We start from the raw sequence: 16,936 nt of genomic DNA, 5'->3' as shown, positions 1-16,936 counted from the left end.
TGCTCCGTCGGCTCGGGGCAGGCTGATGCGGTGCGGTGCGGCCTGCCGGAAAGGGGGTCTTTGCTGCCAGCCTAGTGGAGGGACGCGAGGTGATTCGAGCCGCAGCCTCCGGCCGAACGGCGAATCAATGGCTCCTACAGACAACTAGTCTTGGACGCATGACGACCCTTCCCGAGCAGTTGGCCCATCAGAGGCAGCTCGCAATGCAACAGTTGGAACAGCGACGCAGCATGTCAGACCAACTGGGCGTGCCCCGTCCTGTCGACCACAGCGGAGTATTTCCAGACAGGAAATCAGCCTCTGAAGCCAGCCGTGAGCTGGTCAGCTCGGGGTACGGCACCCACATTAGTGACGATCAGGGATATGTCCTCCTGGAAGCCCAGAAGGTCTCCGCTGTCGACGCGGAAGCTGTTCACAAGTTCACCGAAGAGGTGCTCACCATCTTCCATCGGTTCGGTGGCGACTATGACGGGTGGGGAGCGCCCGTGGTCGACTCTTCGCCTGCTACCGCCGCCCCGCGTCGCTCATGGCTATGGCGGCTCCTGCGCCCCCAAGGCTAGAGGAGGTTGGCCGGATGCTGAGCATTGGCTCGATCGTGATCCGCGTTAACGACCTCCAGGCCCAGATGGCCTTCTGGCAGGCCGCCCTCGGCTTCGAGCCGCGGCATGAACCCGAGGACGACTTCGTCATCCTGCAGCCACCGGGCGGCAAGGGCACCTGCATCTCGCTGGACCGTGTCCGGTCGTCGGTCCAGTTGCCGCCCCGCATCCACCTCGACCTCTACACGGAGGACCAGAGCGGTGAAGTGCAGCGGCTACTCGGGCTCGGCGCCACCCGCGTCGAGTGGAGCAAACGTCCCGCGGACGCGGACTACGTGATCATGGCAGATCCCGAAGGCAACCGCTTCTGCGTTATCGACACGGCCGGCCGCCGTCAGACGGACTAGTCATACGACGTAGGAGCCCCGATTTAGCGTCGGGCGTTGAGGCTCCCTGCTGTGATTGCGGCGAGGTCGTATCGGACGAGCGCCCGGCCCGCGTAGCCCTGTTGCACCGCCTGAGCCACGGCCAAGCGGCCCATGCTGCCGGAGGCACCCAGGATGAGCACGGTGGAGGGACGCTGGTTCATTTAGTCTCCTTGACCGACGGCTTTGGCGTTTCACGCTGGGTGGCGGCCCAGCTGGCGAGGACCTTCAGTGCGTCCTCGGAGGGTGTCTCGGGATCGGCTGTGTAGACGTTGATGCGCAGTCCCGGGTCTGCGGGCAGTTCCAGCGCTTCGAAGCTCAGGTCAAGATCCCCGACGATCGGGTGGTGGAGCCGCTTCCGGCCGGCGCGGTGGTACTTCACGTCATGCCGGGCCCACCGGGTGCGGAACTCCTCGCTGCGGGTCGAGAGTTCACCGATCAGGTCCGTGAGGTCCTTGTCGTACGGGTTTTTCCCGGCGGTAGACCGCAGGACCGCGACGATGTCATCGGCAGCGCGTTCCCAATCAGCGAAAAACTCCCTGGCCTTCGGGTTCAGGAAGGTGAACCGTGCGCTGTTCGGCGGAGTGGTTTGTTCGGCCATCAAGTCCAGATACAGCGCGCGGCCGAGTTCGTTGGCGGCCAGGACATCCCCGCGGTCGTTGCGGACCCAGGCCGGCGCCGTCGTGATCGCATCGATGACGCGCTGCACACTCGGCCGCACCGTTTGCGGGCTGCGCTTACGCCGCACCCGCGGGGAAGCGGTGGCGGCGCGGGCCAGATCGAAAAGGTGGGCTGTTTCGGCGTCGTCGAGCTTGAGAGCGCGGGCGAGCGCTTCAAGGACACTGTCCGAGGCGCCGGAGAGGTTTCCCCGCTCCAGGCGGATGTAGTAATCGATGCTCATCCCGGCGAGCATCGCGACTTCCTCGCGGCGCAGCCCGGCAACACGCCGGTTGCCCCCATAGACCGGCAGACCGGCCTCCTCGGGCGTGATCCTTGCACGGCGGGAGGTCAGGAACTTCCGCACGTCGTCGCTGTGTGTCATGGCAACCACGCTACGCGGCGGCCCGGGAACGAGGGAGGGACTGTCATTACCCGGAAGGACAGTGACTCCCGGCCCGTAAGGAACCAAGGTTGCATTGAAGGCATGAAACCTGAACCCACACCCGCTCCCCACCCGGCAGCGATCCTGGCGATCATCCTCGCCAGCTACTTCATGATCCTGCTGGACAACTCGGTGATCTTCACTGCCCTGCCGAGCCTGCAGGCTGACCTGCGGCTGACCACCGGCGAGCTCTCCTGGGTTCAGGATGCGTACACTCTGGTCTTCGGCGGCCTGCTGCTCCTCGGCTCCCGGGCCGGAGACCTGCTGGGACGCCGGCGGGTTTTCGTGTTCGGGCTGGTGGTGTTCTCGATCGCGTCGCTGCTCATCGGGCTGGCCCCGGCGGGCTGGTGGGCGATCGCAGGCCGCGCCGTTCAGGGCATCGGGGCTGCGATCGTCGCGCCCGCCTCGCTGTCCCTGCTCACGGCGAGCTTCCCGGAGGGCCGTGAGCGCACCCGGGCCGTCGCATTGTTCGGCGCCACCGCAGGGATTGGTGCCAGCCTGGGGCTGGTCATCGGCGGGGCGCTGGCCCACTGGATCTCCTGGCGGGCCGGGTTCTTCGTCAACGTACCCATTGGCGCCGCGATGATCCTTCTCGCTCCCCGGTTCATCCCGGAAACAGGCCGGGCCAGCGGCCGCTTCGACGTATTCGGCGCGCTCAGCGCCACACTCGGTGTCGGCGCTCTCGTGTTCGGCATCATCAACACGGTGGATGCGGGATGGACTTCGCCGGTCACGGTCACAGCCGTCGGTGCCGGCGTCGTACTCCTCGCCGTGTTCGTCCTGATCGAACGCAGGGCGGCCCAGCCCATCATGCCCCTGCGCCTTTTCAGGAGCCGCCGGCGCACCGGCGCCTACGTCGCCCGCTTCCTGTACCTGGGCGCGATGATCGGGTTCTTCTTCTTCACCACCCAGTTCCTGCAGGAAGTGCTGGGCTTCGACCCGCTGCAGGCCGGCCTCGGGTTCCTCCCCATGACGGCGGTCAATTTCGCCGTCGCCATGAGCATCCCGCGGCTGCTAGGGCGGCTGCCGGGTTCCATTCCACTCGCGGCAGGCATCCTGGTCACTCTTGCAGGGATGTTCTGGCTCAGCCGGGTCGGAGTCGACTCCGCATACCTGACTGCGGTGGCCCTGCCGATGATCCTCATCGGCGCCGGTCAAGGCCTGGCCTTTGCGCCCCTGACCTCGTTCGGCATCATCGGCGCCCCCGCGGCAGACGCCGGCGCGGCATCGGGCCTGGTGAACACCTTCCACCAGGTGGGCACCTGCCTCGGGCTTGGCATCGCTGTCGCAGCCGCGGCGACCGTCCCGGCCACGGGTTCTGCTGTAGACCACCTGGCCGCCGAGGTCAGCACCGCCCTCACCGCAGGCACTGTCCTCCTGTTCCTTGCCCTGGCCGTGACCGCGGCCCTCATCCTGCCCGCCGATCTTGCCGCCCGCCGGACGATGAAACTGTCCGGGCCCGCCACTGCGCCCCAGCTCCAACAGGTCCGTTGACCAGCACAAGCAATCCACAACAAGGAGGTAACGGCGTGCCCTCCCACAATCCCGAACGCCTGAATACCGTGAAAGCAACCTAAGACAGAGAGCAGGAACCACCATGGAATACCGTCCCCTCGGCCGCACAGGCGTGCAGGTCAGTCCCTTGTGCCTGGGTGCGATGATGTTCGGCCCCTGGGGCAACAAGGACACCGCCGACTCCATCCGCATCATCCACCACGCCCTCGACGCGGGCATCAACTTCATCGACACCGCCGACGTTTACTCCGGCGGGGCATCCGAAGAAATCGTCGGGCAGGCGCTCGAAGGCCGGCGCGATGACGTCTTCCTGGCCACCAAGTTCTTCATGCCCATGAGCGAAGACCCGAACCAGCGCGGTGGATCCCGGCGCTGGATCATCCGCGAAGTCGAAAACTCCCTCCGCCGCCTGAACACCGACTACATCGACCTTTACCAGGTCCACCGGCCCAGCCCCGACACGGACGTTGAGGAAACCCTAGGCGCCCTCACCGACCTCGTCCGCCAAGGAAAAATCCGCTACATCGGCTCCTCCTCGTACTCCGGATCCCAGATCGTCGAAGCCCAGTGGGCATCCCGGGAACGCAACCTCGAGCGGTTCGTCACCGAGCAGCCGCCCTACTCGATCCTGGTCCGCGGCATCGAGGAAGACATCCTCCCCGCGGCGCAGCGCCACGGCATGGGCACCCTCACCTACAGCCCGCTCAGCGGCGGCTGGCTCTCCGGGCGCTGGCGCAAAGACTCAGCATCCGCGCCCACCTCGTCCGCACGTCCGAGCGCCCGGTTCGACATGACCAGCCCGGCCAACCAGCGAAAACTCGACATCGTCGAAGAACTGGCCCGGCTCGCCGAACAAACCGGGCTGACGTTCATCGAGTTGGCCATCGCGTTCGTGATCAACCACCCAGGCGTCACGGCAGCGATCGTCGGACCGCGCACCATGGAACAGCTCGAGTCCTACCTGCCCGCCGCGGACATCACACTGGGCACCGACGTGCTGGACCGCATCGACCAGCTCGTGGCCCCCGGCGTCACCGTCAACCCCGACGACAACAGTTACGGTGCGAACGAACTGACGCCGGTGGCACGACGACGGTGACCGACTCGACTGCACCGGCTGCAACCGCCTGCAACCGTTGACTTGTACCTCCGTTGACTGTTAGACATAATGGGAAAGCGTTTTCTTATTCCCACCAAACCCCGCCCCTCATCTTCCGAGGGGTGGGTTCGGCGGCACGATTGAAACGATACAAATGCAGGTCGAAGGAGACGGACAACGATGACCGACGCCATACTCAACTGGCTCGACGTAGAGGCCCCCGCGGAGCTTCCCGGCGGCACCACCTGGGGCATGCCGTTCACCCGGGGGTCTCTCACCGGCGTCGACGGGATCACCGTTTCGGACGCGGACGGGCGGCCTGTCCCCTCGCAGGCCTGGCCCCTCGCCACCTGGCCGGACGGATCGCTGAAATGGGCCGGCATCGCGCTGCCGGCAATCGATTCGCCCTCGGCGCATTACCGCGTGACGTCCGACGGCGGCGCCCCGCCGGCGCCTGAACCGTCACCACTGATTACGGTGACGGAGTCGGAAGATAGCCTCACAGTCTCCACGGGCATTCTGGCCATGGTCATCAACCGCCGCGGTGACACCCTGTTCACCTCCCTGTCCCGCGGCGGCGCCGTCGTGGCAGAAGACGCCCGGCTGGTCAGCCTCCTCCAGGGCTGCGTCCCGGACGGCCCCGGCAGCGTGAGCCGGCAGTCGTTCACCGGCGAGGTAACCGCCGTCGTGCTTGAACAACATGGCCCGGTCCGCGCAGTGGTGCGGCTGGAGGGCACCCACCGGCCGGACCACGCGGACGCGGACGGGAAGCGGCGAAGCTGGCTGCCGTTCGTGGTCCGGTTCTACTTCCACGCCGGTGCCCGCAGCGTGCGCATGGTCCACTCGTTCATCTGGGACGGCGACGCGGACCGTGACTTCCTGGCCGGCCTGGGCGTCCGTTTCACGGTGCCGCTGGAGGGCCAGCTGCACGACCGGCATGTGCGCATCGCAGGGGCCGACGGCGGTTTCCTCACCGAAGCGGTGCGCGGGCTGACCGGCCTGCGCCGCGACCCCGGCGAGGAGGTCCGGCGCGCCCAGATCGACGGACGGCCGACGCCGCCCCTGGAGGAGTGGAGCGAGCTGGTGTCCGGGCGGCTGCGCCTGATCCCGGCATGGAACGACTACACGCTCACCCAGCTCAGCGCTGACGGCTTCGAGCTCCGCAAGCGGACCGGCGAGGGCCACGGCTGGGTGGGAATCTCCGGCGGTACGCGGGCCTCCGGTTTCTGCTCCCTCAGCGATCCGCGCGGCGGCTTCGGCATCGGCATCCGTGACTTCTGGCAGTCCCACCCGGGCCAGCTGGACATCCGCGGCGCCGCCACGGCCCGGGCCTCGGTGACGGCCTGGCTCTACTCCCCCGAGGCGAAGCCCATGGACCTGCGGTTCTACCACGACGGCCTGGGGCAGGACACTTTCGAGGACCAGCTCGAGGGCCTGGAAATAACCTACGAGGACTACGAGCCCGGCTTTGGCAATCCGCACGGCATCGCCCGCACCCACGAACTGACGCTCTTTGCCTACGATTCCACGCCGGACACCGCGTCCCTCGCCGCCGATGCCGGCGCCGCGTCGACCCCCGCGATGCTGCAGGCCACGCCCTGGCACCTGCACTCGGCCGGCGTGTTCGGCGACTGGGCGCCCGTGGACCGCAGCACCCCGGAGCGGGCCGCACTCGAGGACAAGCTGGATTTCCTGGTCGACTTCTACCAGGGCCAGGTGGAACAGCGCCGCTGGTACGGGTTCTGGAACTACGGCGACGTGATGCACACCTACGACTTCGACCGGCACGCGTGGCGGTACGACGTGGGCGGCTACGCCTGGGACAACTCGGAGCTATCCCCCGACCTGTGGCTCTGGTACACGTACCTTCGCACCGGCCGCAGCGACGTGTTCCGCCTTGCCGAGGCCATGACGCGGCACACCGGCGAGGTGGATGTCTACCACCTGGGCGAGTGGCGCGGCCTGGGTTCCCGGCACAACGTCCAGCACTGGGGCTGCAGCGCGAAGCAGCTGCGGATCAGCACCCCGGCCTACCGGCGCTTCTACTACTACCTGACGGCGGACGAACGCACCGGCGACCTGTTGTCGGAACTGGTGGACAGCGACCGCAATTTCCTCGGCCTGGACCCCACCCGGAAAGTCCGCACGGACAGCGCCACCTACCGTCCGGACCGCAGCGCCCTTGCCGTGGGACTGGGGACGGACTGGGGATCGCTGGCCGCCACCTGGCTCACCGACTGGGAACGCACCGGTAACCCGCGGTCGCGGGACAGGCTGCTGGGCACCATGGCGGACATCGGCGCGCTGAAATACGGCTTCCTCACGGGCGAGGCGCTGTACAACCTGGACACCGGACGGTTCGACGCCGGACGCGACATGATCCTGGTTTCTCACCTTTCCGCGGTGTTCGGGCTGGTGGAAATCTGCAGCGAGCTCATCGATCTGGTGCCGGACGCCGGCTTTGAGCGGGCGTGGCTGCAGTACTGCCGCCTTTTCCTGGCATCACCTGAAGAACAGGTTGCCGAGGTGGGCCAGCCGCTGGACGGAATCCACCTGACGCAGGCCCACAGCCGGCTCAGCGCCTATGCAGCGTCGCGGCTGGGGGACGCTGAACTGGCACGCAGGGCCTGGACCAGCTTCGCGGAAGGTGGGGAACACCTCAACCACGCGGAAGCCTTCACGCTGCAGAGGATCGAACCTCCCTACGTCCTCACAGCCGTGGACGAAGCCCCTACGGTGTCCACCAACGACACCGCCCAGTTCGGCCTGGCGGTGATCCAGAACCTGGCACTGATCGGGGAGCATCTCCCGGCGCTCCAGCGGGTCCGCTGAGCGGCCGGGGTTGAGAGCTTACGAGGCCAACCGCTCCCGTTCCCTGTGACCGGGGCGGGCCGGTTCAATGCCACGTTCGGGCTGGTTGATCTCGGCCCAGACCGCATCGAGAGAGAGGCCCAGGACATCGGCGATCGCCGCGATGGTGGGGAATGCCGGAGTGGCTATGCGGCCCGTCTCGATCTTCCGGAGTGTCTCCGGCGAGACGCGGGCATCGAGCGCGACATCGAGCATCGAGCGCTCTCCCCTGGCGAGGCGCAGCAGGGCGCCGAGACGCTGTCCGCGCTCGACTTCGACGGGTGTGAGGGGCAACCTGACCATGGCTCCAATTCTAATACCGGGATAATATGGCCGGTATAGTTATTGGTTTCCAGAGAAAGGCGCCGCATGATCGAGATCCTGAACCCTACCGAACTGCACCGGGCGAAGGAGGCCGGCGCCCTGGTCGCCCACATCCTCCAGACGCTCAAAAGCCGCAGCACGGTGGGCACAAACCTCCTGGACATCGACCGGTGGGCCAAGGCCATGATCGCCGAAGCCGGCGCGCAGTCCTGCTACGTCGACTACGAGCCGTCCTTCGGGCGCGGCCCGTTCGGCCACTACATCTGCACGGCCGTCAACGACGCCGTGCTTCATGGACTGCCGCACCGCTACACGCTTTCCGACGGCGACCTGCTGACACTCGACCTCGCCGTCTCCAAAGACGGAGTCGCCGCAGATTCCGCCATCAGCTTCATCGTGGGCGACTCAAAACCTGCGGAGAGTGTCGCGATGATCAGCGCGACCGAACGCGCATTGAGCGCAGGGATAGCCGTCGCCCGCCCCGGAGCCCGCATCGGCGACATCTCCCATGCCATCGGCGCCGTCCTCAGCGAGGCAGGCTACCCGATCAACACCGAGTTCGGGGGCCATGGCATCGGATCAACGATGCACCAGGACCCGCACGTCCCGAACACCGGACGCCCCGGCCGCGGATTCCAGCTGCGCCCCGGGCTGCTGCTGGCACTGGAGCCGTGGGTCATGGCGGACACCGCCAAGCTCGTCACAGATGCCGACGGGTGGACGCTCCGGAGTGCGACAGGCTGCCGGACAGCACACAGCGAGCACACCATCGCCATCACCGAGGACGGCGCCGAAATCCTTACCTTGCCGGTGCAGGCGCAACCGTAAGGTCCGCCATCGTGCCTTCAGCGTTTACCGCTACTTCCGGGAGCTCCCCGCTGAAGGCGCGCAGCATGGCATCACGGTCGAACTGGCCCTCCCATTTGGCCACCACGAACGTGGCCACGCAGTTGCCCAACAGGTTCACGGAGACACGCATGGAGTCCATCAGGCGGTCGGCGCCCAGGAGCAGGGCCACGCCGGCGACCGGGAAGATGCCCAACGCGGCTGCGGTTGCCGAGAGCGCCAGGAAGGCCGAACCGGGGACGCCCGCCATGCCCTTGGAGGTCAGCATCAGGATGCCCAGGGCGGCGAGTTGCTGGCCAAGGTCGAGGTTGTGCCCGAAGGCCTGGGCCAGGAACAGCAGGGAAATGGAAAGGTACAGCGCGGCGCCGTCAAGGTTGAAGGAGTATCCGGTGGGCACCACCAGTCCCGTGGTGGCCCGCGAGCATCCGGCGTTGGTCAGCTTGGTCATGATGCGCGGCAGCACGGACTCAGTGGACGCCGTGCCCAGAGCCAGCAGGAATTCTTCGCGGCTGTACTTGATGAACTGCCACAGCGGGACCCGCGGATACACCCAGGCCACCACGAACAGCAGCCCGATGAAGATGATGGCCGCCCCGTAGCAGGCCGCGATCAGCAGCGCGTAGGTGCTCAGCGAGCCGAGCCCGTACTGGCCGATGATGAACGCCATGGCACCGAATGCTCCCACCGGGGCAACCCGCATCACCCAGCCCATGATCTTGAAGAACAGCTCCAGTACCGTCTCCAGAAGGGTCACCACAGGCAGGCAGCGTTCCCGCCCCACCACCACGATGGCAGCTCCGAAGAACACCGAGAAGCAGAGCACCTGCAGCAGGCTGTTGGAGGCGAAGGCCCCCACCACACTGGTGGGAATGATGCCGAGCAGGAACGCGCCGGCGTCCTTCGGGGGTGCCGTGCCGGTCTTGGCGTTGAGGGCATCCTGGGACAGGGTACTGGGATCGATGTTCAGGCCGGCGCCGGGCTGGACAATGTTGCCCACCACCAGCCCGAACACCAGGGCGAAGAGCGTAGCCCCGGTAAAGTACACCAGCGCCTTCACGCCCACCCGGCCCACGGCCTTCACGTCACCCACGGCGGAGATGCCCGTGACGATCACCAGGAAGATCAGTGGCGCGATGATCATCTTGATCAGTTGGATGAAACCGTCGCCCAGCGGCCGCAGGGCCGAGCCGAGATCAGGCCAGAAGTGGCCGATCCCTATACCCAGGCACACGGCCACGAGGATCTGGAAGAAGAGCGACTTGTAGAGCGGCTTCTTCGGGGGCGTGCTGCTGGTGTCGGACGGTAGGGGCGAGGCGAGTTTCATCAGGGCTGCCAATCAACGGGGATAAGGCGCTGGACGCCTTCAGGTCACGGGCAACGCTAGGGACCTCGTGTTTCCGGAATGCTAAATCCATACTGCGGAATTGTTTAACCGCAAGATGGAAACTCCCACGGTGGGTGGTTCCATGCCCAGAGGGCCGACATATCCGGATGCCGAACATCCGGAATAAACCCGATATTTCCCCGTCAATTCGCGGAAAAAAGGTGCGCAAGGGCTCTGGCGCCGCGGCAAAAGCAGGCGGACGATTGTACTACTGGGCCACGAATTTACGTGGGACAAGCCCGGAGTCAAGCCCCCGCGGAGGCCGGGTGTGCTGTTTGAAAGCGGACGGAACTGGTTACCGCTTCACAGGGGAGTGATCACGCGGCTGGCTAGCCTTGTCCGAAAATAATCACTCGCATCCTTTTTGTAGGAGCAAGAGAAATGTCCATCATCCCCTCAACCAAAACCCGCCCCTTCGGAACCCGCTTTGCCTTGATTTCGGCTGTTTCCCTGGGGCTTGTCGGCGGACCTGTCGCGCTGGCTGCGCCTGCGGACGCCTCGACGTCCCTCCGCGGTTGTACCGTTGATCCGCTGAAGCCCACGGACCTGCGCTACAACCGGGCGGACTTCAGGATCAGCGTCGACTGCAACGGCAACAAGACCGTGGAAGTCCGCCAGCGGCGCTTTGAGCAGGATTCACGCCGCCATGACACGTTCCTGGGCCGCAGCACGTTCACCGAGCGTTTCGACAGGCACGATGGCCGCGTCATTATCCACAGCAGGGACAACGTGAAGAGGGACCCTTCTCGCGACAGGGTGTTCCAGGAAGTTTCCTTCCGCGTGAGGTCCGGCAACAACTGGTCTGACTGGACCCGCTGGGAGAAGAGCGACGTAGCCGTTATCCGCTGACCGTTCAGCAGTTCCACGAGCCAGGGGCGAAGCAGCCCCTGGCTCTTCCGTCCGGCGGCTTCTCCGTCCAACGGCAGGAATGTTTTAGGGGATTGACGTTTGCCGGGAGCGCTGGCAGGGTGGGTCGAACTTAACCAGCCCGCCGCCGTCGTCCGCTTTCGCCCACGGATCCGGCGTGAATCTAAGTACATCTGAGTACTCCGGCACTGGTCGCCCTCCCTAAACAAGTAATCACCACTCGTGTATTTTTTGCCGACAAGTGGTTATATACGGGGGTCCGTAACATGCTCGCTGTCTCGGCGGATCGGCCACCACTGCTCCCCCGGACCCCTCCAAGAATCACCCAGGAGACCCCCAGGGATTCTTGGACGTCGAATTCCCCGGAATGTCGCCAGGAGCGTACACATGCGATTCCACGAGCCGGCGCAGGCCCGGATGCCACGTCTCCGAAGGTGAGCCGTGATCCGCATACTGGTTGCCGAAGACGAAGAGCGCATCGCCAGGTTCATCGAAAAGGGCCTGCGCGCGGCCGGCTACGCCCCCACCGTGGTTTCGGACGGGGTCACCGCCATCGACTACGCCTCCAGCGGAGAGTACGACCTCCTGCTTCTCGACGTCGGACTTCCCCGCCTGGATGGTTTCACCGTGCTCAGTGTGCTGCGGCGGGACCACCTGAGCATTCCGGTCATCTTCCTGACCGCGCGGGACTCGGCCGCGGACACGGTGGCAGGCTTGGAGGGCGGCGCGGATGATTACATGGCCAAGCCGTTCGGGTTCGATGAGCTCCTGGCCCGCATCAGGTTGCGCCTGCGCCCGTCCGACACCACCGACGCACTGGCGGGCAACACCATGCGCTACGGATCCCTGGAGTTGAACCTCCACACCCACACGCTCCGGGTGGGCGACAAGACAGTGGAACTTTCGGCCCGCGAGTTCGCCCTGGTGGAAATGTTCCTGCACCACCCCGGCCAGATCCTGAGCCGCCAACAGCTCCTCAGCCAGGTGTGGGGTTACGACTTCGACGGCACTTCCAACGTGGTGGATGTGTACGTGCGCCAGCTCCGCCAGAAGATCGGGGCCGAACGAATTGTGACCGCCCGCGGTGCTGGTTACCGGCTGGCAACGTCATGAAGGATCCAGCGCCATGAGCGATCCAACGGCCCGGAAACCGGGCGAAAGCGCCACAGTGAACGACCCAGGCACTTCCAGCTGGAAGGCCAAGATCTCCTCCGTGAGGTTCCGCGTTGTGGCCGCCATGCTGGCCATGATGGCCGCCGGGCTGTGCGTTGCCGGCTTGATTACCTTTGCCGTCCAGTTCCAGGAGGCGGACGCCCGGGTGGATCAGGCGCTCCTGGACAAGGCAGAGGCTGTCATCAAGCTCGCAAGGACGAGTGACGCTGCAGCTACAAAGACCTTCACGAAGCAGCTACGCGATGCCGCGGACGACATCGAGCCCCGCAGCAATGAAGTCATGGGAACCATCCGGGACGGGAAGGTTACGTGGACCCTCGAAGGCGCATCGGACGAAAGACTGCTGGCCAAGGACATGTACCCGGCGGCCGCCGCGCTCGCGAATGCCTCCGGAACCGCCTTCGGCGACCTGAACTTTGAAGGACGACGGCTCCGGACTGTGGTCCTGCCCGTTCCGGCAGCCAACGAACCCACCCTGACCTACTTCCTGGTGGGCAAGGAGACCGCCGACCAGCGCGAGCACACCGTCTCTTCCGTGCACACGTACACCCTGGTTGCGGCCGGCACGCTCCTGGGCGCTGCAGCACTGGGAAGCCTGGTGGCCGGCCGCCTCCTGAACCCGCTCCGCCGCCTCCGCGAAGCCACCCAGGTGGTCAGCCACGAGGACCTCACCCAGCGCGTTGAAGTGCGAGACGGATCCGACGACGTGACCCTGCTCGCCAAGACGTTCAACACTATGCTCGAACGGCTGGATGAGGGCGCGAGGCAACAGCAGCAGTTCCTGGACGACGCCGGGCACGAGTTGCGCACACCACTGACGATTCTGCGCGGGCACCTGGAACTGGTCTCCATCGATGACCCGGAAGACGTCGCCACCACCAGGGATGTGCTGCTCGAAGAGGTGGACCGCATGCAGCGGCTGGTGGACGACCTTCTCATGCTCGCCAATGCCAGCCACCCGGACTTTGTCCGGAATGAGCCCGTCAGGGTGCCGGAATTCCTGCGCCACGTTATGGAGAAGGTCCACGTGCTGGCGGACCGCACGTGGGTCATAGACGAAACCGCGGACTGCACCATCGAGGCGGACCCCCAGCGGCTGACGCAGGCGGTGGCGCAGCTGGCCGCCAACGCCGTCAGGTACACCGACAGCACGTCCACCATCGCCCTGGGCAGCAGGATCGACCACACCGCGCAATCCGAGGAGAACTACGCCCCGGAATCCGGCACCCTGCTGATCTGGGTGCGGGACACCGGCACCGGCATAGCCGCCGAGGACCAGCAGCGGATCTTCGAACGTTTCGGCCGTGCGGCCCACGGCCGCGGAGACCACGGATCCGGGCTCGGGCTGGCCATCGTATCCGCCATCGCCCAGGCCCACGGCGGAGCGGTAACGGTGCACTCCGACGTCGGCCTTGGATCCTCCTTCATCATCCGGATTCCGCTGCAGACTCAGGACGTCCCGGTCTCCGCCGTGTCGGGTGCCGCCAGGATTTCGGCATCAGGCCATCGCGAAGTAGCAGCCAGAGTTCCTACAATTTAAGTGGCGGGAATTGCGGCAACCAGCCGCATCGGCCGCACCACAAGGAGGACCGCAATGAGTTTGGGTGACAGGATCCACAACGCCGCGGAGCGACTACACGGCAAGGGAAAGAAAGCCGCCGGGGAAGCCAGCGGCGACCGCCGCATGAGGGCCGAAGGCAAAGGCCGCGCCATCAGGGCCGACCTCAAGCAGGCCGGCGAAAAGTTCAGGCATGCCTTCAAGCGGCACTAGTATCCGGCTGGATCAAGGGCTGGCTCCGTAAGGAGCCAGCCCTTGATGTGTCCGCCGCCGGCTGACCGATGGCGGCGGCTTGCGACGCTACGGGGTCACGGTGGACGTAGGCGACGGCGAGGAAGTGGCGCCGTCCCCTGACTCCGTTTCCGTCGGCGTCGACGATTCCGAAGGAGTCACGGTGACCGTGGCCGTGCCCGTGGACGAGGCGGTGCCGGTTGAGGTCGGGCTGGCACTCGCCGTTCCGCCTTCAGCCTTTTGCAGGACCCGGTTGATTACCTCTTCCAGCTCCTTCTGATCACTGCTCCCAAGGTCCGCGCCGCCCTTCGTGGCAACAACCAGGAGCCTGCCCTCGGCGGCGGAGACCTGCATCAGCATGTCCGCGGTGCCGGTTCCGCGCGTGCTGACGGTGGCGAAAGTTTCCTCGGCGTCCGTCTCGGCCTGCAGTTCCTTGCTGGAGACTTCGTATTTCTGGCCCAGCACGTCAAGGGAGAACTTGTCGCACTGATCCATCTTGCCGCTGAGCTCCTGGAGCAGTCCGACCGCGTCGGGCCCTTCGCTGCCGGACTGGGCTGAGACAGTACGCGGCTCTTTGCTCTCTGAAATGGCGACTGCCACCTCCCCCTTGTCCACCGTGTCCAGCAGGCCGGCGGTGGCGATGGATTTGCAGCCCTCGGGGTCCGTCTTCGCCGCACTCATGAGCAGGCTTGCAATGCGCCCGCCCTGGTCCACCTGGTCCTTGGAATAGAGCTTGAGCTCGTTGCCTTCGGCGTCCTTTATGCCGGAGATCAATTCGCGGAGCTCGTCCTCGGTATACACCTTGTCCTGGGCCGCCTCGGTGGTGGCGGTCGTCGCCGCGGGGCTCGCGGTGCCGCCTCCACCACCCGTGCACGCCGCTAATGCGAGGACCGCTGCTGCCAATCCGAGAACCGGTACTTTGCCCACTTGAACCACTCCTTCAAGATACGAAGCATGCTTACGATTTACAGCTTAAGGCTTTCGGGTCGGGGACGGTAGCCGGATTCCACGAAAAGTGCCAGCATCGTCAGCCCTTGACTCCCGCCCCCATCCTTCCCTACACTTTTCATAAAGCAGAATCTAATTTCCACCAAGTGAAAATATCTCGCAGAATCGCCTAGCGGAATCGCGAAGCGGCGAGAAGCTTAGGAAGCTAGATCAAAGCCCCCTCCTCGGAAGGACCTACGATGACGTACACAGTGAACTGCTCCATCCTGCTGACAGAGCTGCCCCTGCTCGAGCGGCCCGCCGCCGCGAAGGCCGCCGGCTTTGACGCCGTCGAGTTCTGGTGGCCTTTTGAAACTTCCGTCCCCACCGACGCCGAGACCACGGCCTTCGAGCGCGCCATCACCGACGCCGGCGTGCAGCTCACCGGCCTGAACTTCAACGCCGGCAACATGCCCGGCGGCGACCGCGGACTGGTCTCCTGGAAGGGACGCTGCTCCGAGTTCAAGGACAACATCGACGTCGTCGCCGGCATCGGCGGGCGCCTCGGCTGCAAAGCCTTCAACGCCCTGTACGGCAACCGGCAGGACGAATTCACCCCGGAGGAGCAGGACGAACTGGGCGCCCGGAACCTGGCCGCCGCAGCCGAAGGAGTGGCCCGCATCGGCGGCACCGTCCTGCTGGAACCGGTCAGCGGCGCCCCCAGGTACCCGCTCCTCAAAGCCCAGGACGCACTTGACGTCATTGCCCGGGTCAAGGAGGAATCCGGCGCGGAGAACATCAAGCTCCTCGCCGACTTCTACCACCTGGCCGTCAACGGAGACGACGTCGCCGCCGTCATCGAAAAGCACGCGAAGGACTTCGGCCACATCCAGATCGCCGACAACCCCGGCCGCGGGGCTCCCGGAACCGGAGAGCTTCCCCTCGGCGAATGGATCGCCCGCAGCCGCGAACTCGGCTACGAGGGCTACATCGGCCTCGAATACAAGGAACCGCAGGAAACCGCCTTCAGCTGGGCCATCCGCCAGCGCGTCAGCCAGTAGCGGTTTCGACGAGCTCAACCACCGGCACCACCACAGACTTCAGAAAGAGAACCACAATGAGCAACGTTTCAGTCATCGGACTCGGAATCATGGGCCTGCCCATGGCCATCAACCTCGTCAAGGCCGGCCACACCGTCACCGGTTTCAACCGCAGCCAGGACAAGATCGACAAGCTGGTCTCCGAAGGCGGCAAGGGCGCTACGAGCATCGCGGACGCCGTCAAGGACGCCGACGTCGTGATCACCATGGTCCCGGACTCCCCCGACGTTGAGGGCGTAGTCAGCGGTCCCGAGGGCGTCTTCGCCAATGCGAAGAAGGGCACCTTGTGGATTGACGCCAGCAGCATCCGCCCGGACGTCGCCAAGCGCCTGGCCGAGGACGCAGTCGCAGCAGGCATCCGCCCGCTCGACGCGCCGGTCTCCGGCGGCGAACAGGGTGCCATCGACGCCGCCCTCTCCATCATGGTCGGCGGCGAAGCGGCAGACTTCGAGGCAGCCCAGGACGTCCTCAACGCCGTCGGCAAGACCATCGTCCACGTCGGCCCCGCAGGCTCCGGCCAGACCGTCAAGGCAGCCAACCAGCTGATCGTCGCCGTCAACATCGAGGTCCTGGCCGAAGCCATCGCCTTCCTTGAGGCCTACGGCGTGGACACCGACGCAGCCCTCAAGGTCCTCGGCGGCGGCCTCGCCGGCTCCAAGGTCCTGGACCAGAAGGGCCAGAAGATGCTGGACCGCAACTTCGACCCCGGCTTCCGCCTGGCCCTGCACCACAAGGACCTCGGCATCGTCACCTCCGCCGCCCGCGAAGCCAACGTCGCCGTCCCCCTCGGCGCCGTCGTCGCACAACTCGTCGCCGCCACCGTCAACCAGGGCGACGGCGCACTGGACCACTCGGGCCTCTTCAAGCAGGTCCTCCAGCTCAGCGGCCGGAAGTAAAGCACCTCCGGCAGTAGCCGGACAACAAGCAAAACCGGGCAACCGCCGTCGTACATCAACGACGGCGGCTCCCCCACCACACCCAAAAACAGCCCGAGAG

The 16,936-nt window shown here is 65.7% G+C and carries 17 protein-coding genes; 12 read left to right on the top strand and 5 right to left on the bottom strand.

Going from position 1 to position 16,936, the window contains the following annotated elements; all coding sequences use genetic code 11:
- The first annotated feature begins 158 nt into the window (after positions 1-158).
- Together AC07YR_RS18990 and AC07YR_RS18985 are read left to right on the top strand one after the other, a co-directional pair.
- On the top strand, positions 159-560 hold the full coding sequence (locus AC07YR_RS18990; RefSeq protein ID WP_494734879.1) for a ribonuclease E inhibitor RraB: 402 nt from the start codon (positions 159-161) through the stop codon (positions 558-560).
- Positions 561-574: 14 nt separating this feature from the next.
- Positions 575-946, top strand: coding sequence for a VOC family protein (locus tag AC07YR_RS18985; protein ID WP_494734878.1), 372 nt, complete (start codon positions 575-577; stop codon positions 944-946).
- 23 nt (positions 947-969) lie between these two features.
- On the opposite strand, the gene AC07YR_RS18980 is transcribed toward AC07YR_RS18985, so the two are convergent.
- The gene (locus AC07YR_RS18980; protein ID WP_494734877.1) at positions 970-1,128 is read right to left on the bottom strand and encodes a hypothetical protein; all 159 of its coding nucleotides are present in this window, start codon (positions 1,126-1,128) and stop codon (positions 970-972) included.
- Positions 1,125-2,006, bottom strand: coding sequence for a helix-turn-helix transcriptional regulator (locus AC07YR_RS18975; RefSeq protein ID WP_436058825.1), 882 nt, complete (start codon positions 2,004-2,006; stop codon positions 1,125-1,127). The genes AC07YR_RS18980 and AC07YR_RS18975 overlap by 4 nt, the downstream gene beginning before the upstream one ends.
- Before the next feature lie 102 nt (positions 2,007-2,108).
- On the opposite strand from AC07YR_RS18975, the gene AC07YR_RS18970 reads away from it, so the two are divergent.
- The 3 genes from AC07YR_RS18970 (at position 2,109) to AC07YR_RS18960 (ending at position 7,512) form a co-directional block, all read left to right on the top strand.
- Positions 2,109-3,560, top strand: coding sequence for an MFS transporter (locus tag AC07YR_RS18970; protein WP_494734876.1), 1,452 nt, complete (start codon positions 2,109-2,111; stop codon positions 3,558-3,560).
- Between the two features lie 103 nt (positions 3,561-3,663).
- Positions 3,664-4,680 (top strand): aldo/keto reductase, encoded by a 1,017-nt coding sequence (locus AC07YR_RS18965; protein ID WP_494734875.1) that lies wholly within the window; start codon positions 3,664-3,666, stop codon positions 4,678-4,680.
- Between the two features lie 180 nt (positions 4,681-4,860).
- Positions 4,861-7,512: an exo-rhamnogalacturonan lyase family protein gene (locus tag AC07YR_RS18960; protein ID WP_494734874.1), complete on the top strand. Its 2,652-nt coding sequence runs from the start codon at positions 4,861-4,863 to the stop codon at positions 7,510-7,512.
- A gap of 18 nt (positions 7,513-7,530) precedes the next feature.
- Here the strand turns inward: AC07YR_RS18960 and AC07YR_RS18955 are convergent, their stop codons facing one another.
- Positions 7,531-7,833: a helix-turn-helix transcriptional regulator gene (locus AC07YR_RS18955; RefSeq protein WP_436058829.1), complete on the bottom strand. Its 303-nt coding sequence runs from the start codon at positions 7,831-7,833 to the stop codon at positions 7,531-7,533.
- Between the two features lie 66 nt (positions 7,834-7,899).
- Here AC07YR_RS18955 and map point away from each other — a divergent pair, with 66 nt between their 5' ends.
- The gene (map, locus tag AC07YR_RS18950; RefSeq protein ID WP_494734873.1) at positions 7,900-8,682 is read left to right on the top strand and encodes a type I methionyl aminopeptidase; all 783 of its coding nucleotides are present in this window, start codon (positions 7,900-7,902) and stop codon (positions 8,680-8,682) included.
- Here map and AC07YR_RS18945 read toward each other — a convergent pair.
- Entirely contained in the window at positions 8,654-10,024 is a 1,371-nt protein-coding gene (locus AC07YR_RS18945) for a cation:dicarboxylate symporter family transporter (protein ID WP_494734872.1), read from the bottom strand. The two genes, map and AC07YR_RS18945, sit on opposite strands and share 29 nt — an antisense overlap.
- A 441-nt stretch (positions 10,025-10,465) precedes the next feature.
- Between AC07YR_RS18945 and AC07YR_RS18940 the strand changes: the two genes are divergently transcribed.
- The 4 genes from AC07YR_RS18940 to AC07YR_RS18925 all read left to right on the top strand — a co-directional run bounded on the left by AC07YR_RS18940 (position 10,466) and on the right by AC07YR_RS18925 (position 13,895).
- Positions 10,466-10,933: a hypothetical protein gene (locus tag AC07YR_RS18940; protein WP_436058832.1), complete on the top strand. Its 468-nt coding sequence runs from the start codon at positions 10,466-10,468 to the stop codon at positions 10,931-10,933.
- Positions 10,934-11,392: 459 nt separating this feature from the next.
- Positions 11,393-12,064: a response regulator transcription factor gene (locus tag AC07YR_RS18935; RefSeq protein WP_436058833.1), complete on the top strand. Its 672-nt coding sequence runs from the start codon at positions 11,393-11,395 to the stop codon at positions 12,062-12,064.
- A gap of 13 nt (positions 12,065-12,077) precedes the next feature.
- Positions 12,078-13,664, top strand: coding sequence for a sensor histidine kinase (locus AC07YR_RS18930; protein ID WP_494734871.1), 1,587 nt, complete (start codon positions 12,078-12,080; stop codon positions 13,662-13,664).
- A 54-nt stretch (positions 13,665-13,718) separates the two neighbouring features.
- A complete protein-coding gene (locus AC07YR_RS18925) occupies positions 13,719-13,895 on the top strand; it encodes a CsbD family protein (RefSeq protein WP_055798117.1) in 177 nt (58 codons plus the stop codon).
- Between the two features lie 87 nt (positions 13,896-13,982).
- On the opposite strand, the gene AC07YR_RS18920 is transcribed toward AC07YR_RS18925, so the two are convergent.
- Positions 13,983-14,840: a hypothetical protein gene (locus AC07YR_RS18920; protein WP_494734870.1), complete on the bottom strand. Its 858-nt coding sequence runs from the start codon at positions 14,838-14,840 to the stop codon at positions 13,983-13,985.
- 260 nt (positions 14,841-15,100) lie between these two features.
- On the opposite strand from AC07YR_RS18920, the gene AC07YR_RS18915 reads away from it, so the two are divergent.
- Both AC07YR_RS18915 and AC07YR_RS18910 read left to right on the top strand, forming a co-directional pair.
- A complete protein-coding gene (locus tag AC07YR_RS18915) occupies positions 15,101-15,901 on the top strand; it encodes a hydroxypyruvate isomerase family protein (RefSeq protein WP_436058837.1) in 801 nt (266 codons plus the stop codon).
- A gap of 56 nt (positions 15,902-15,957) precedes the next feature.
- Positions 15,958-16,836, top strand: a complete 879-nt coding sequence (locus tag AC07YR_RS18910) for a 2-hydroxy-3-oxopropionate reductase (RefSeq protein WP_436058838.1) — start codon at positions 15,958-15,960, stop codon at positions 16,834-16,836.
- The last annotated feature ends 100 nt before the right edge of the window (positions 16,837-16,936 follow it).

Source organism: Arthrobacter sp. GW460-12-1-14-TSB2 (assembly GCF_059423525.1).
The sequence above is the reverse complement of the archived record's forward strand: the minus strand, read 5'-3'. Positions and strand labels throughout refer to the sequence as shown.